The sequence below is a fragment of the Moorena sp. SIOASIH genome, from assembly GCF_010671925.1.
Taxonomy (GTDB): Bacteria; Cyanobacteriota; Cyanobacteriia; order Cyanobacteriales; family Coleofasciculaceae; genus Moorena.
This window is the reverse complement of the sequence record NZ_JAAHIH010000009.1, coordinates 116,601-132,407: the sequence shown is the minus strand read 5'-3', so window position 1 is coordinate 132,407 and position 15,807 is coordinate 116,601. Positions and strand designations below refer to the sequence as shown.

Below are 15,807 nucleotides of genomic sequence, written 5' to 3'. Positions count from 1 at the left end.
GGTTAATCATAAACCTACCTTCCGGGAATATTTTGCTACAGATTGTTGACATTTTTCCTAGCTTCGCAACACATCGTAACATTTTCCCTAATAAAGTTTGAAAGGTCAGTTACAGGTTAGTGGCCTGAGTTAAGGGAGTAGGGAGTAGGGGTTGCGAAAATTGACTGTACCTCAGTGATGGCAAAGTAATTTTAGTTTGGGGTTGCTATTCCGGCTTGATCAGGTTTGGGGGTTGAAAGTTGAACCTTTAAGCCTAGTCCAAGCCACCGACCGCCTTCAAACCTTCACCCTCCATCCTTCAACCTTTAACCTCTCAACCTCCAAACTTACCCTACACCGAACACCAAAGGCGAACAACCTTGGCCAAAAGGCCACGCAATCGCGTTCAACCTTCAACCTTCAACCTTGGCCAAAAGGCCACGCAATCGCGTTCAACCTTCATAATTCAGACTCCCTGACTAACCCGCTGATAGGGGACTACGTCTTCACCAAAGAAGCGGGCGTATTCTGAACTATCAACCATAGCGGTTACTACAGCTTCTAGACCCTGTCCCGCCAACAGCTGCTGGTAGGTTTGAACCTCACCGTGAGTGTTAGGGGTACGTCCTAGTAAGTGCCGGAACAATAACTCGACCACTTTGGCAGGGGGATAAGGCTGGTAAAAGCGCTGACTATAGGTGTTACTAATTGCCAAGGCTTTAACAAACTGCCGCACCGAAATTTCACCATTGCGCAGTTGACTGTCTAGATGCTGTTGCCGGTATTCTGGTGGTACTGGTTCACCGAATAAATCCATGACCTGGTCATAAATGGCATCAATCACCACTGCGCTTTCGACCTGAGAAATGTTTGGGGTGATGCGGAAAATCCGTGTTGGCTTAGCAGATTTGGGATTCAAGGTTGGTTGGTTCCGATTAGAGGAACGACCTACCTTGGCCAGCTCGGAGGGGTTGGTAGCCATCTCCCACTTTTGGGCAGCCATATCTGCGATCGCTTTTCCGGTCAGAGGTAGCTTAGACGAATCCATCCGAGGCTCGACTGGATCAAAGCTTGGTACCACCACATCACTATTCTGCTTGGTCTGCTGATTATACAGCTTCTCGGTGTTCGGGAAATTAGCAGCTGGTAAGGTGGGGAAGCGGCGGTACGGGACGGTATCTTCTCCAAATGCCTGAGCATATTCCATGCCATTGACCATTGCGCCAATAAAGCTCCGAATCCCTTCAGAGGCTAGAATTGCGTTGTAGGTCTGGATTTCCTTTTGAGTTAAGGGGGCACGTCCTAGGAAGTGCTTCGTACCCAGCTCAATCACCTTGGTGTTGGGGTAGGGGGTGTAGAACTCTTTGATGTAGAGATCAGAACAACCTAAGGCTTCAATAAACTCCTTGAGATTAATTTCCCCATTGCTCAGTCGGCTTTCCAGGGAGGTGAATGCTGCTCTGATCACATAGGGTTCAAGATCCCGCTCAAATATCTGCCGATAAGCTGCTCCAATCAAGACTTTCAAGGCTGGCTTATCATTAAGGTCAATCAGCTTAAAGATCTTGGTTTGTTGACGCTGTACACTGACCCCCTGATTAATCCGGAATTCAACTTCCGGTTCGGTGAGCATGTCTTTGCCCATACCCAGCTCAACAAAGCGAGGTACTTTCTCCTCAGCCATGATTGCCATTGCTGATGTCACGCTACCAGACACTCCGGTGCGCATTTTTAAACCAGCCGCCGTCACATAGCGCTCATAGGGAACCGTATCTTCCCCAAATGCCTCAGAGTACTCTTTGCTGTTGACAATTGCCTCTACTACACCGTAGAAACCTTGTTTATAGGCAACATCATAGTAACTGTTCATCTCGGAGCGCCCATAGCTAGGACGACCGAGCAAACGTCGGTGGATATATTCAATTGCCTTGACCACATACAATGGTGTCCAGTAGCGTTTGCGGAAACCATCAGACTTCGCCAGCATTAGGATAAACTCGCGGACGGTAATTTCACCGTTTTCCAGCCGAGCTTCTGCTGAAGTCAGCCGTTCCCCTTCATAGGGCATAAAGCCAAACACTCGCAGGTAACAGGCACGAATTACCCTTTGAGTAGAGCTTTCGGCAAATTTGATACTAGTGTCTTGTGTACTAGGGATCTGGTCAAGGCGGATCACCTTAGAGCCAAGGGAACCTGGGAATACACCCCTTGCCCCTGGATTACTATTTTGGTTATTGATAGCTGGGCCTTGGTGGATCAGCAGGCGTTTAGTATCTTTGCCAAACAGAGCGGGGGTGGTAGTAGGATTCCGGGTTTCTTTCGGGAAAATTGCCCCAAACTGAATTTCCAACGAGTCATTACCAGAACCATAAACATGTTGGTCAGGCAGGGGTTGCTCGTACTTGGCAAAGGTATTGAGAAACTGGGCATCCTTACGGAAGGGAGCACTATAGCGCAACAAATCTTGCTGCATGCCCCAGTTACGGCATTCTTGAGCCTCTTGACCATAACCCCTCAGATAGGGAACCGTTTCTTCCCCAAAGTAATCGGAGTATTCCTGAGAATCCACCAGGGCATCTACTAGAGCGGGTAGACCACCATCGGAAACAATGGAGAAGTAGCTTTGAACTTCTTCCCTTGAAGATGGACCCCTACCTAGGAAATGGCGGAAAGCTAGTTCTAAGGCCCGACTATTGATAAAAGGTTCAAAGAATTGCTTCCGGTATAGTTCAGATTTGCCCAAACGGCGAACAAACTCCTTCATGGAAATGTTCCCGTTTTTAACCAGAGATTCTAGATAAGAAATTGACAAACCGTAGGCGCGGGTAATGTCACGCTCAAAGATTTGCCGGTAGGCCGCTTTAACTACCTCAGTTTTTTCTGAGGATGACAGACCGGGCTTCATCACAAACTTAGGACGCCGCTCGGCTGCATTAAAGTAACTTTGGGGCAATTGCAGCCCTTGTTGGTCTATCGAAGGCCGTTGCCGCAGTTTATCGGAGGGTGTAGCAGCTTTAAATTCGTTCAGGGTAATGTCAAAGTACTGGGCAACAATCTCCTGTGCAGACTGATCACCTTTGAAATAATCTAGTGAAGCCGCCCGCATTCCCTGGATTGCCACGATTGTGGCATCAGCTGAACAAGCATTTTCAATGACTTCCCGCAAACCTCGAACATTAACCACTAGGATGTTGGGATCACCAGCAACAATAGCGTAAGTGATATAGCGCAACATCCAAGATAGGTCCCGCAAGGACTTTTGCATATTCCTCGGACCATAGCGGTTGATGTCGATGGGACGGAAACTCGCTGGGGTTGGTCCAGTCGGAGAACTAAACAGAGCCCGGAAGCCCGAAAATAATCCACCTCCACTCTCGACAAAGGTACTAGTCCCCAAGGTTTTGGTGTCGGGAACCGCTGTAGCACCAGCCCCAACTGGGACAGGGGCTTCCTTAGGCTTTTCCAGGAAAGCCATGGGGGAACCACCCACGAAAATCCGGTTAGCCGCCTTGGATACGATTAGGTCTGAGTTTTTGGTAATCAGATCAGCAATTGCTAAACGCTGTTCTCCAGAACGGAAGTAATCCAGTAGCTCGTTGATCTCTCCATTTCCTAAGAAGCGGTCTTGCTGTTCTGCTTGGATAATGGTTGCCGATGGGACAGTTTGATAGAGTTGCACAGGGGCAACTGAGCTTCCACCACTTGCCTTGACACTCATTGGTTTGTTAAAGCTCCTAAATTTTTATGCTGTCATTGCGGACTTATGCCGCAGTTAATAAACACGTTTTAGACACCCATTTGGTGGGTAGGCATTTGATGTTAGTCCTATCCAATCTCACGAAGAAAGACGGGAGTAGGACAAGCCCCACGTCTAATGACCGGGGAGGAAAAACGACACGAGCGGTTTTAACCGTCGTCAAACCACCCTTTTCAGGGTGAGGGATTAAAAAATCCCTCAAAACTCCCATTTCTGGGGTTAAGTTTGCCTCGCCAATGTTATCGATCGGTACTCTCCAGATGGCACTGTCTTACCCCTCGTACAACTGTTTAACCATCCGGTTCTAGAGCTTGAGACTGGCACGCATCCCAAGGTAGGGACTTTAACTCTTATCGATAACGTAGTCCTCGTAAGACTTAGGCTGGTCAGCTATCTAAAGAAAGAGGCTCGTTCGTGTAAGCGTGTGCTTCGCACAAAGCCCCGTCTTTTCAGAGCGGGGTGCTGACTGCTAAACTCGACTAGCTTTTAGATTAAAACTTTTCTGATCTCTACGGTTTATTTATTAAGAATTGTATAGAATTTAGGGGATCGAGTTCAGGATTGATGGCCATTGATCCCAGTAAACCTTTGAGATTATACTTTATTTTCGTAAAAAATTTACCCGAATAATTAAGTTTTGTAAAGTTTTGTGATGAAAACCTCTCAAGAAACCGCTGCTGCCGTTGAGCGCCTCTACGATACCTACCCTTTTCCCCCAGAACCCTTACTCGATGAGCCACCTCCTGGATACAACTGGCGCTGGAATTGGCGAACTGCCTATAGTTTTTGTACTGGGCAAACACCCCAAAGAGAGGAAATTCGGATTCTAGATGCTGGTTGTGGGACAGGGGTAGGCACAGAGTATCTAGTTCACCTCAATCCCCAAGCCTCAGTAGTGGGGATTGATATTAGTGCTGGAGCCTTGAAGGTAGCCCAGGAACGCTGTCGCCGCTCAGGTGCTGATCGGGTCGAGTTTCATCACTTGAGCTTGTACGATGTTGACCAAATTGAGGGTCAGTTCGATCTAATTAACTGTGTGGGAGTGTTACATCACTTGCCAGACCCCATCCGTGGAATTCAATCTATAGCTAAGAAACTAGCACCAGGGGGCTTATTTCATATCTTTGTCTATGCTGAATTAGGACGCTGGGAAATCCAGTTGATGCAGCAAGCGATCGCACTTTTGCAGGGTCAAAACCAGGGAGACTACCAGGATGGGGTCAAGGTCGGTCGTCAATTATTTGAAGCACTACCAGAAAACAACAGAATTGTCAAGCGAGACCGGGAACGCTGGGCTTTGGAAAACCATCAGGATGAATGCTTCGCCGATATGTACGTTCATCCCCAAGAGATTGACTATAACATTGAAACCCTATTTGAACTAATCGATGCCGCTGGCTTAGAGTTTCTTGGTTTTTCTAATCCCCGCTACTGGCAGAAAGAGCGCTTATTTGGCAAAAATCCAGAGTTAATGGCACGCTCAGAAGGTCTGAGTGAACGGGAGCTATATCGGTTAATTGAATTATTAGATCCAGAACTGACTCATTATGAGTTTTTCCTGACTCGTCCTCCCTTAGAGCGGGTAGATTGGTCAGAGGATAAAGACCTGTTAGCCGCAATTCCAGAACGGCACCCTTGTATGACCGGTTGGCCAAGTAAGTCCCTATTTGACTATGATTACCAGCTGGTTAAGCTATCAGAGGAGGAATTTAAGTTTCTCGAAGCCTGTGACCAGAATGGTAACTCAGCCGACAACTCATCCCAAGCCCAAACCGTAGCAGAAATTATCAAGCATGTTAACTTCGATTTAGATGGAGTGCGATCGCTACTCCAACGGCAGTTAATTATGCTCAATATTGATCGTTGATAATCTCAGCGGTCAGGGGTCAGGGGTCAGGGGTCAGGGGTCAGGGGTCAGTGGTCAGCGGTCAGCCTTCAGCCTTCAGCCGTCAGCTTTGTGGAACAGGCTTCAAGCCTGTGAGGTGACTTCACTCAGATTAAACTAATGCTTACCGGTTTTATTTAAAAGCTGATAGCTGATAGCTGATAGCTGATAGCTGATAACTGATAGCTGATAACTGATAGCTGATAACTGATAGCTGATAACTGATAACTGATAGCTGATAACTGATAGCTGATAGCTGATAGCTGATAGCTCCATCCCTGTTCCCTGTTCCCTGTTCCCTGTTCCCTATCAGATGACAAATGACAAATGCTTGCCCAAGGTTTCAGTAGTTGTACCAATCTACAACGGTGAAGCAGATTTACCAGAGTTAGTCCGTTGTTTACAGGCACAGACCTATCCCACTGACCAAGTAGAGTATCTGTTAGTGGATAATAATAGCCGCGATCGCACTGCCTCACTCATCCAAACTGCTGTTACTGAGGGAGCATCTGAGGGCATAACCTTCCACTACATCCTAGAAGACCAGATTCAAAGCTCCTATGCAGCCCGTAACAAAGGAATTCGAGCTGCTAAGGGGGAAATAATTGCTTTTACTGATGCAGACTGTCGTCCCCAACCCCATTGGTTAGCAGACCTGGTCTCACCCTTGACCAATCTCAGTATTGGTATTGTTGCTGGTCAAATCATCGGGTTGCCCGGTAAAACCTGGCTAGAAAAACACGCTGAGTACCATAATGTTCTATCTCAGGAACATACCTTAAACCATTCCTATTGTCCCTACGGTCAAACCGCTAACCTAGCAATCCGACGGCAAGCATTCGAGGAAGTGGGATTGTTCCGTCCTTACCTGACCACTGGTGGTGATGCTGATATCTGCTGGCGGATTCAAAAGCAAAGCAACTGGCAATTACTCCTTGCTCCAACTGCCATAGTAGAGCACCGACACCGTTCCACTTTTCGGGAGTATCACAGTCAATGGCATCGGTATGGTCGGTCTAACCGTTACTTAAATCAGCTCCATGGTGTGCCGTTGATGCGGGATATTCCACCAAGGGAATATCTGTATCGGATCAGTCGTTGGTTGCTGAAAGAACTACCGCGCAACAGTATTAATGCGATCGCAGGCAAAACCGATCCAATTGAGCTAATCAGCACACCGATTGGTCTGTTTGGAACTTGGGCAAGGGCAAAGGGACAACAGGAAGCCCGGCTGCCAGATAAAGCTGATCAGATAGAGTGGCTTTCCCATGGAAGCTGATAGCTGCATCCCGATGCCCGATGCCCGATTCCCGATTAATCACAAAAATTAAAAAACGCGGAAGCCCCGTCTTTTTAAAGCGGGGAGGAAGCGTAATAGCGCGCTTTTAGCCGTCAATTATAATTAAAGAAGACTGAAATAGGCAAAGGCACTCTTAACTTCAGAGTAACGGCTAGGCCAGTAAGTCAGTATCGGCGAGTGATGCGCAAAACGAAGTATTGGGGCTGTCCGAGAATTGACTCGGTTGTAGAAGCTGCGGAAGAGTCCGTAGAGTAAGCCAGCCTTGAGGTTCGGCGCTTAACCCTTAGATTCGATAAATTTGGAGTCTAGGCGCGTTGAGTATGCTAGGGCTACTGAAAACCAACGCTCTGGAGCCTGGGCGAAAGCCCCCGTGCTTCAGCCGGGGGTAAGCTTACTTATTATCAGTAAAGTGCGCTACATTGCGCTACACTGCGCTACACTAAGGGTAGTACGGGTTAAGGAACTACCGATGTCAGCAAAGCTCTTAAACGAAGTAGGGGTTAAGGAAGTAGCGATGTCAGCAAAACTATTATTGGTAGATGACGAACCAGGAGTAAGGGAAGCGGTCAAAGAGTATTTGACAGAATTTGGTTTTACCGTAGATGTTGCCAGTAATGCTAATGATGCTTGGCAGATGTTACAGCAAAACACACCCGAACTAGTAATTTCTGACATCATGATGCCTAAAGTAGATGGGTATCAATTCCTACAGCAACTTCGAGATGACCCCCGTTTTAAAGCACTGCCAGTAGTGTTTCTAACAGCCCGTGGCATGACCTCAGATCGAATTCAGGGTTATCAGGCCGGTTGTGATGCGTACCTACCGAAGCCCTTTGATCCAGATGAATTAGTGGCTATTGTTCAAAACCTCTTGGAGCGTCGCGCTGCTAGCTCTGAAGATAGTGTAGGTAGTACAGAGCTTGAAAAGATAGCCAAGCAGGTGGCTGAAATTCGGGCAATGTTAGACCAAAAGCATGGGATTGTCCAAACTCCTCCACCGTTGCGCATTGATTTTACAGCTAGAGAGCAGAGTGTTTTAGATTTGGTTGCCCAAGGGCTAATGAATAAAGAAATTGCCCGACGTTTAGAGACTAGTGTTCGTAATGTTGAGAAGTACGTTAGTCGTTTGTTTAGCAAAACCGGAACTAATAGCCGTACCGAGTTAGTTCGCTATGCTTTGGAACATGGTTTAACTAAGTAAAGGTTTAGCCTATACTTAGGAACAGCACAAACAGGATTGTCCATCGTGGGATGGGGTTAACTACGCTTCGGAATTTGCGATCGCAAATCGTTGAATCGCTAAAATAACTCAACACAAATCTAGACAGAGCGAGACAAGAATGACTCCACAAAAATCCTTGGCCACATCAGCCCAGGCTGCGTATGATCTTGTGGGTAAGTACAACCAGGATCAGATTAACGGTTTTGATGAAGACTTTTTGACATCGTTTGTCGAGCTTCTAGACCTGGAAAATGCTGAGAATGTACTTGACGCAATGGGCGGAGATGGAAACCTCACCTGTCGCATGATCAACTACTGTTTAGATCGTAACATTAAAGTTCCGTTAATCACCTTACTGGAATATTCCTCAGTGCAGACCGAGCTTGCACGCACTGCTATTGATTCGGATCAAGTTGCGATTATCCACGGAGATGTGCTGTCTATGACAGACTTACAGTCTGGTGAAAAGCTACCTGAAAATTCCTTCGATCGGGTTGTGATCAAAAGCGGCTCCCACGAAATTCCCCTCGACAAACAACATCAGCTCTACAGCAGTGTCTTTCAAATACTCAAACCCGGTGGATTATTTATCAATCTCGGCTTTCTTTTTGATGATGTCCAGGAACGAGATGAATTTGTAGAGATTACGAAAGTGAAGGATCGCCTGATTGGTGCAATGGATGCCGTTGCCAATCGCTATTTTCTGATGGGCGAGGAATTGTATAGATTTCTCGATCTAGCTGGTTTCAAAGAGGCTAAAGGACACAGTTTCTTTGAGTATGTTATCCGCTCAGAGATTGTTGAGAAAGAATATTTCTCAGAGCCAAAATTGAACAACGCGATGCTTGAAATCCGGGCTGCCCAAGAGCGAGCCACGACACTGCGGAACCATGGACGTATATTATTAGAGGCAAATCGCAGTACCATGCGTCTTCCTGGAGAAATAACCATTGCGGTCAAACCCCAGTAGCAGAGCACGGAGAGTGTCAATGAAATGGTGTACCATACTCCCGTATGTTATACGCTTTTTCCAATGGGAGGTTAAATGTGCTTGATATAGAACAGGATGCTCGCCAGTCAACTACCGCACACTGACCCTACTGGGTACAGTGTGGGCTTGAATCAAGCCTGTTGACCAGATGGCCTGAGACGAGACGAGGATTTCTGGCCTCGCCTCAGGCAGCCGTTAGTACCAAGGGTTAAAGTTCGTACCTTGGGATGCGTGCCAGTTCCAAGCTCTACAACCGGGTCATTAAACAGGTCATTCGGAAAAGCCAGTGTGATCAGGAAAGTACCGAGTACTAACAACGTCGAGGCAAACCTTACCAAGAAATTGAGAGGTGCAGTAATGTACGCCTTTGTTCTAGATAAAAACCTTGAACCCCTTGATCCTTGTCATCCAGCACGGGCAAGAAAGCTGCTCAATAACGGACGCGCCAGGGTTTTTAAGCGCTACCCGTTCACCATCGTACTGCTAGACAGGACGGTGGAGGATTCAGTTACCCATCCCCACCGACTTAAAATTGATCCAGGCTCCAAGGTGACGGGAATGGCAGTAGTCCAGGAACAATCCTACCGGGTGACCCATGCCTTAGAGATCGAACACCGAACAGAGCAAATCAAGAACGCTCTTGACTCTCGCAGAGCGTTAAGACGAGGGCGACGTAACCGGAAACTAAGGTATCGCAAGCGAAGGTTCCTGAATCGGATTTGCCCAGAAGGATGGCTTGCTCCTTCTTTCGAAAGCCGGGTGGCCAACGTCGAGACATGGGTCGGGCGGATGATCAGGGTCTGTCCAATCTCCGCGCTCTCAATGGAATTGGTACGGTTCGACATGCAGAAAATGCAGAACCCCGAAATTAGGGGCGTTGAGTACCAGCGAGGTGAGTTGTTCGGTTTTGAAGTAAAGGAATACTTACTCCAGAAATGGGAAAGAAAATGTGCTTACTGTAGCGCCAAAGAAACCCCCCTTGAAATCGAGCATATCCAAGCTTTGAGCAAGGGTGGCTCGAACCGAGTCAGTAACCTCACCCTAGCCTGCCGCCCTTGCAATCAAGCCAAGGGGAATAAACCTGTTGAGGCATTTCTCAAAAAGAAACCCGACGTGCTCAAGCAGGTATTGGCGCAAGCATTAGCCCCATTGAAAGATGCGGCGGCGGTTAATTCCACCCGATGGGAATTGCTGAGGAGACTGAAAGGGTACGGGTTCCCTGTGGAAACGGGTACTGGTGGTCGGACTAAATTCAATCGCAAACTCCGGAACATTCCTAAAACCCACTGGACAGACGCGGCTTGTGTTGGGGCTTCTACCCCCGAAAGACTACTACTTAAAGGGGTCAGACCTCTGATCGTCAAAGCCAAGGGTCATGGGAGGCGGCAGCGATGTCGAACCGACCGATATGGCTTTCCTATAGCCCACGCTCCCTCACAGAAGTTTTTTATGGGGTTTCAAACGGGGGATTTAGTAAAAGCCGATATCCCGTCTCGGAAGTACGCAGGGAAGTATACCGGACGAATTGCCATTCGCTATAGGCCAAGCTTTAAGCTGAGCACATTAGAGAAAAGCTTTGATGTACATCCGAAATACCTAAAAACCATTCACCGAGCGGACGGCTATGAATACAGACTATAAACGGACTCGCTACCGCTCGATTTTTTTTGTTGGCGGTAATTCCCCAGACGCTAACCCTAACGGGAGGCGTCTGGGGAATTACCGCTATTTTAGGTGGATCATAAATGAATTGTATGGGATGAAAACTATCCCAGCAATTGAAGACGTTGAGGCTGTGATGAAAGCAGTCCTCATTTGTGCTAAGGGAGATGGAGTACTGGCACCAGAAGAAAGAGATTGGGTTGTTGGTCGCGCAGCCGCCTATCACAATCCTAAATATGAATTAGCCAAAACTTATGAGGCAAATGAAGATTTGCTTGATATTTTGAATCAGGCATCGACTATAGGTAGCGATCCTCGAGTAATTATTTATATTGCCATTCAGGCTTGCGCTGCCGATGGAGAATATAATTCAGGGGAACAAGCTGCTGTTCGCAAACTGGCAAAATATATTGGGATTGAAGAAGATGTGGTTACTCAGATAGAAGAACTTTACACGGAGGAAGCCAAGATCCGAGAAAAACGGATTGCTCTATTGTTTCCAAACGGTGCCCCTTATTAGATTTCTGTTAGTCCCTAGAGTGACACTCGCTTAACTAACACCTGAGCATTACAGATATCTAAACTTGAGATAGCAGTATATGCAAGGTATTAGGTGTTAGGTGTTAAAAAAAAACATCAACAGAAAACCTAATACGTAATACCTAATATCTAACACCTAGACTTAGACTCTAATGGCTAAATCCAGCAATACACTCTTTGTTATCTCTCTGAGCGCCTTTACAAACCTGATCGGATTTGGCATTGTTATTCCGCTTCTGCCCTTCTATGCTAAATCCTTCGGCGCTTCCGCCAGTACAATAACCCTGCTGTTTAGTGTTTATGCTCTAGCCAGCTTCGTTACAACACTATTTTTAGGTAGCCTAAGCGATCGCGTTGGGCGACGCCCTTTACTACTCCTGAGCTTAGCTGGAAGTGCGATCGCTTATCTTTGGTTTGCCTTAGCGAACTCCCTCATTACCTTGTTTTTGGCTCGGGCATTAGCAGGTGCCATGAGCTATAGCATCGTGATTGCCCAAGCCTATGTTGGTGATATCACGACCCCAGAAAATCGTAGTAAAGGTATGGGAATTCTAGGGGCTGCGTTAGGACTTGGCTTCACCTTGGGACCTGCCCTTTCTGGTGTTTTAGTGGGGTTAGGGGGAGATAACCCAAACCTCCGATTGCCACTCTTCATAGCAGCCTTATTTTCCTTTGCTGCCTTCTTATTAGCTTGGAAATTTTTACCAGTTTCCCAGTCTAAATCTGCACCATCAAGTCATTCTAAGAAGCCCCAATCTAAAGCAGAGACTTTTAATCTTTGGCTTGTGATCAAGGAAAATCCTATTATTGCTTTTTTGATTAGCCTCGGGTTCTTTCTAAGATTTGGCCTATTTATTACCCAAACAATTTTAGCCCTGTGGTTAAACGAAATTTGGGGATGGAGTGCTGAACACACTGGGTATGCCTTTCTTTTGCTTGGCTTGGTCACGGTAGTTACTCAAGGGATTTTAATTGGGCGGATTGTCAAAACCTTGGGAGAGGTGAATATGCTGATCCTGGGACTCGGTATAACAGTAGTTGCATTCGTCTCCTTTCCTTTGGCTAAACACCTTTATGTGCTACTTTTTACATTGGTGCTTCTGGGTTTTGGGGACTCCCTGTTTCGGCCATCTCTGGGTAGCTTATTGTCCCAGGCTGCAGGCACGAAATACCAGGGAAGCGTGCTAGGTGCTGCCCAGTCTTTAACCCCTCTAGGTGCCATTGCTGGACCCTTCGTCTCTGGATTACTGTTTGAGTATGTTAACCCTGGTGCCCCTTTTATCGCGAGTGCGCTGTTATTTGGCAGTCAGATTGTCCTAGCCTGGATATGGTTGAGGGGATCAAATTTATCCAATGCCATGAGTCAACGTCGTCAGCGCAAACTAAAACGATTATTTCAAATGCTGGACTACGATGGCAATGGTGCCATTGAACCCCAAGACTTTGAAACAACAGTGGCATCATTGGCAGAAATTCGAGGGTGGTCAAAACAATCCCAAGAGTATCAACTGATGGCCAGTTCCTGGCTTGGTTTTGGTCAGCGGTTGCTTGAGTTGGCCGATGCCAATGGAGACGGAAAAATTGAATTACACGAATGGTTAGATTACCTCGCTAAGCGCTTTGATCATGGTTTTGCAGATGCCTTTTTACAATTGATGGATGTCAATTTAGATGGAGAGATAGCAGTAGAAGAGCTAACCGCATTTTATAAAACCTATGATCTTGACGTGAGTGAAATTTCTAATAACTTCAAGCGCTTAGACCTCAATCAAGATGGCTCGATTTCCAGAACTGAAATGGCAGAGTTGTTTGATCAGTTCCTCTACAGCGAAGAAGAGCTAGAAATGGGGAGTTGGCTATTTCCTGGCTAACTGAAGCAGAAATTATTAACAATTTTTCTACTCCTATACCAGTGAATTTAGATCCTCTAAACACCTATGGTAAGTAATAGGAAAAAAAACTTCATTGCCTCTATCCTGCAAAGTGTTGAAAACATCGGCAATCGTCTGCCTGATCCTGTCACGATCTTTATTGTTCTGTGCTTTACTATTGTTTTTTTAAGTGCGATCGCAAGTGTTATGGGGGTGTCAGTCACTCATCCAGCAACCCAAGAAACCATCGAGGCAATTTCTATCCTGACCCCAGACGGAATTCGTCGCATTGTCAGTAAGGCTGTGACTAATTTTGTTTCCTTTCCACCATTGGGAACTGTATTAGTGGCAGTTTTGGGATTTGGAGTGGCCGAATATACAGGATTTATAGCTGCTATTCTGCGCCAGGGAGTTTTAATTGCACCAGCCCAGTTCATTACCCCTGTAATTGTGTTTATTGGTGTTATGTCAAACCTAGCAGCAGATGCAGGTTTTGTTATTCTCCCCCCCTTAGCTGCTTTAGTTTTTCTCTCGTTTGGTAAACACCCTCTAGCAGGATTAGCGGCTGCTTTTGCCGGAGTCGCAGGAGGATTTAGTGCCAACTTACTAGTCAATGCCCTTGACCCTTTGTTGGCAGGGATGACTCAAAGTGGTGCTCAATTAATTGATCCCAGTTATACAGTCGATGCCACTGCAAATTATTATTTCATGGCAGTTTCAGCCCTTCTGATCACCGTGTTGGGCTGGTGGGTGACCGAGAGCATTATTGCACCCCGACTAGGCAGTTATCAACCCTCAGAAACCGTTAGTTTTTCCAGGGAAAAACTAACAGCAGTAGAAAAAAGAGGATTAAGATGGGCGGGTTATTCCTTGGCAGCTTTAACCGGGCTGCTTATGGCTCTAGTGCTACCACCCCAGGGAATTCTCCGACAGCCAGAAACATTCACAATTATTCCCTCACCCTTTCTCAGTGGCATCATATTTATTATTACGTTTGTGTTTCTGATTATGGGTATTGCCTATGGATTGGGAGCAGGAACCATTAAAACAGACAAAGATGCCATCCAAGGGATGACCTCAGCCATGAGTGGGATGGGATATTACATAGTCCTTGCGTTTTTCATGGCTCAATTTGTTGCTTATTTTAGTTGGTCAAACTTAGGAATTATAGTCGCAATTTCGGGAGCAGAATTGTTGCAAAAAACCGGATTAACAGGAATTCCTTTGCTGTTGGGTCTGATTTTTTTCACTGGATTCATTAATTTGTTTATTGGTTCCGCTTCGGGGAAGTGGGCAATTATGGCACCTGTTTTTGTTCCGATGTTAATGTTGTTGGGCTATGCTCCAGAGCTGACTCAATTAGTTTATCGGATTGGGGATTCTAGCACAAATATGATTACGCCGCTGTTGCCCTATTTTCCGATTATTGTGGCTTATGGCCAAAAATATGATAAAAATTTGGGTTTAGGAACGTTGATTGCGATAATGTTGCCCTATTCATTAGCTTTTCTTCTTGGATGGTCAATTCTTTTCATCTTGTGGTTATTTTTGGGATTACCTTGGGGACCTGCAGTGTCTACTTATTTGTAATTACCAATGGAGATGAAAAAATTCAATTAGACCCCTCAAATCCTTGAAATCTCCTTCTCTTTTTCTTTACCAAACTTCTCTACAATACCAACTTCTGCACCGCCCCTCCCTTCGCCTCCTGACCCCGTCGGTGATAAGTCCTAATCAATGACAACAGCAAATTGAGCCACACCATAGTGATTTTGCCATGGGATTATTGACCCCTGGCATGCTATGACTCTAAGGTCAGCAATGGCCAAGGCTCTGATCAGCCTCAAGCCTCATAAATGGCTCTATTGTCAGCGCCCCTTGAAAGCTCTATCCCCTCTACAGCAAACATTAGAGCCTTGTTGTGATCCTTAAACAACTTTGCCTTAAATCCTATTCCCTTCGGCTAAAGAGCAAACTAGATCACACTTTAGTCAGTATTAACTTATGTAAAGTTACGTTAAGATACTTTGCATTTTCTTATCAACCTCCGCAAAAGTTTGTTATCGTTCATTATCGGCATACATAACTTTAAGAAAGGAAAAGACACATGAAGACTTCTCAAACTCCCAACCATTTGGGTCAATCAGTGGCTTTAGGTCTTGTTTTAGTAGTCGCCAGTGTTGGTATTTTCATCCTGATGATGGTTCAAAGTGGTGCTTTGCAGTCTTAATGATCGTTATGGATCAGGCTTGCCATCCCTGGTTCAACTTTCCATGAAACTCAAGAAGCCCACCTATAGCCCTATAGGTGGGGCATAAATAAAAAACACATCTACTATATATATCTAAATCAGGATTGTTAAGTTATATAAATTTAGGCTTGACATCCTTCAACACTAACCCTTCCGGTCTAGACCGGAAGGGTTAGTATCATAAGTTGACCCCAAACAATCCTGTAGCTTAACAGAACTTAAGCAAGTTTATCCCGGCTAACCCTTCCCGATTAGCGGGTGTTCATGGTAAAAATCATCAGTATAGTGAACCTCCCAAAGTACACTCTACTGATGACTATGAAAACATTGACTTTGCTACAGCAAACTT

Annotated in this window: 11 protein-coding genes; 10 read left to right on the top strand and 1 reads right to left on the bottom strand. The window is 46.0% G+C overall.

From position 1 onward, the window contains the following. The first annotated feature begins 196 nt into the window (after nt 1–196). Entirely contained in the window at nt 197–511 is a 315-nt protein-coding gene (locus tag F6J90_RS40040) for a hypothetical protein (RefSeq protein WP_293107471.1), read from the top strand. Here F6J90_RS40040 and F6J90_RS40035 read toward each other — a convergent pair. Beyond that, nucleotides 446–3,697: a phycobilisome rod-core linker polypeptide gene (locus F6J90_RS40035; protein WP_293107468.1), complete on the bottom strand. Its 3,252-nt coding sequence runs from the start codon at nt 3,695–3,697 to the stop codon at nt 446–448. The two genes, F6J90_RS40040 and F6J90_RS40035, sit on opposite strands and share 66 nt — an antisense overlap. A 691-nt stretch (nt 3,698–4,388) precedes the next feature. Here F6J90_RS40035 and F6J90_RS40030 point away from each other — a divergent pair. The 9 genes from F6J90_RS40030 to F6J90_RS39990 all read left to right on the top strand — a co-directional run bounded on the left by F6J90_RS40030 (nt 4,389) and on the right by F6J90_RS39990 (nt 15,437). Further along, nucleotides 4,389–5,603, top strand: coding sequence for a class I SAM-dependent methyltransferase (locus F6J90_RS40030; protein WP_293107885.1), 1,215 nt, complete (start codon nt 4,389–4,391; stop codon nt 5,601–5,603). A 331-nt stretch (nt 5,604–5,934) separates the two neighbouring features. Beyond that, nucleotides 5,935–6,900: a glycosyltransferase gene (locus F6J90_RS40025; protein WP_293107465.1), complete on the top strand. Its 966-nt coding sequence runs from the start codon at nt 5,935–5,937 to the stop codon at nt 6,898–6,900. A gap of 490 nt (nt 6,901–7,390) precedes the next feature. Next, on the top strand, nt 7,391–8,122 hold the full coding sequence (locus F6J90_RS40020; RefSeq protein ID WP_366514006.1) for a response regulator transcription factor: 732 nt from the start codon (nt 7,391–7,393) through the stop codon (nt 8,120–8,122). A 190-nt stretch (nt 8,123–8,312) separates the two neighbouring features. After that, nucleotides 8,313–9,113, top strand: coding sequence for a class I SAM-dependent methyltransferase (locus tag F6J90_RS40015; RefSeq protein WP_293107462.1), 801 nt, complete (start codon nt 8,313–8,315; stop codon nt 9,111–9,113). A gap of 378 nt (nt 9,114–9,491) precedes the next feature. Further along, a complete protein-coding gene (gene iscB, locus F6J90_RS40010; protein WP_293107880.1) occupies nt 9,492–10,775 on the top strand; it encodes an RNA-guided endonuclease IscB in 1,284 nt (427 codons plus the stop codon). Beyond that, the gene (locus F6J90_RS40005; protein WP_293107458.1) at nt 10,759–11,316 is read left to right on the top strand and encodes a hypothetical protein; all 558 of its coding nucleotides are present in this window, start codon (nt 10,759–10,761) and stop codon (nt 11,314–11,316) included. Before iscB ends, F6J90_RS40005 begins: the two co-directional genes overlap by 17 nt. 172 nt (nt 11,317–11,488) lie before the next feature. Then, nucleotides 11,489–13,207: an MFS transporter gene (locus F6J90_RS40000; RefSeq protein ID WP_293107455.1), complete on the top strand. Its 1,719-nt coding sequence runs from the start codon at nt 11,489–11,491 to the stop codon at nt 13,205–13,207. Nucleotides 13,208–13,273: 66 nt separating this feature from the next. Next, nucleotides 13,274–14,797, top strand: a complete 1,524-nt coding sequence (locus F6J90_RS39995; protein WP_293107453.1) for an AbgT family transporter — start codon at nt 13,274–13,276, stop codon at nt 14,795–14,797. A 517-nt stretch (nt 14,798–15,314) separates the two neighbouring features. Beyond that, nucleotides 15,315–15,437 (top strand): hypothetical protein, encoded by a 123-nt coding sequence (locus tag F6J90_RS39990; RefSeq protein WP_008180130.1) that lies wholly within the window; start codon nt 15,315–15,317, stop codon nt 15,435–15,437. Nucleotides 15,438–15,807: the final 370 nt, after the last annotated feature.

Bases quoted from the DNA above. Each gene is read 5' to 3' on its own strand.
- F6J90_RS40025 (WP_293107465.1), top strand. From the start codon at position 5,935: ATGACAAATGACAAATGCTTGCCCAAGGTTTCAGTAGTTGTACCAATC.
- F6J90_RS40000 (WP_293107455.1), top strand. From the start codon at position 11,489: ATGGCTAAATCCAGCAATACACTCTTTGTTATCTCTCTGAGCGCCTTT.
- F6J90_RS39995 (WP_293107453.1), top strand. From the start codon at position 13,274: ATGGTAAGTAATAGGAAAAAAAACTTCATTGCCTCTATCCTGCAAAGT.
- iscB (WP_293107880.1), top strand. From the start codon at position 9,492: ATGTACGCCTTTGTTCTAGATAAAAACCTTGAACCCCTTGATCCTTGT.
- F6J90_RS40030 (WP_293107885.1), top strand. From the start codon at position 4,389: ATGAAAACCTCTCAAGAAACCGCTGCTGCCGTTGAGCGCCTCTACGAT.
- F6J90_RS40005 (WP_293107458.1), top strand. From the start codon at position 10,759: ATGAATACAGACTATAAACGGACTCGCTACCGCTCGATTTTTTTTGTT.
- F6J90_RS40035 (WP_293107468.1), bottom strand. From the start codon at position 3,697: ATGAGTGTCAAGGCAAGTGGTGGAAGCTCAGTTGCCCCTGTGCAACTC.
- F6J90_RS39990 (WP_008180130.1), top strand. From the start codon at position 15,315: ATGAAGACTTCTCAAACTCCCAACCATTTGGGTCAATCAGTGGCTTTA.
- F6J90_RS40020 (WP_366514006.1), top strand. From the start codon at position 7,391: ATGTCAGCAAAGCTCTTAAACGAAGTAGGGGTTAAGGAAGTAGCGATG.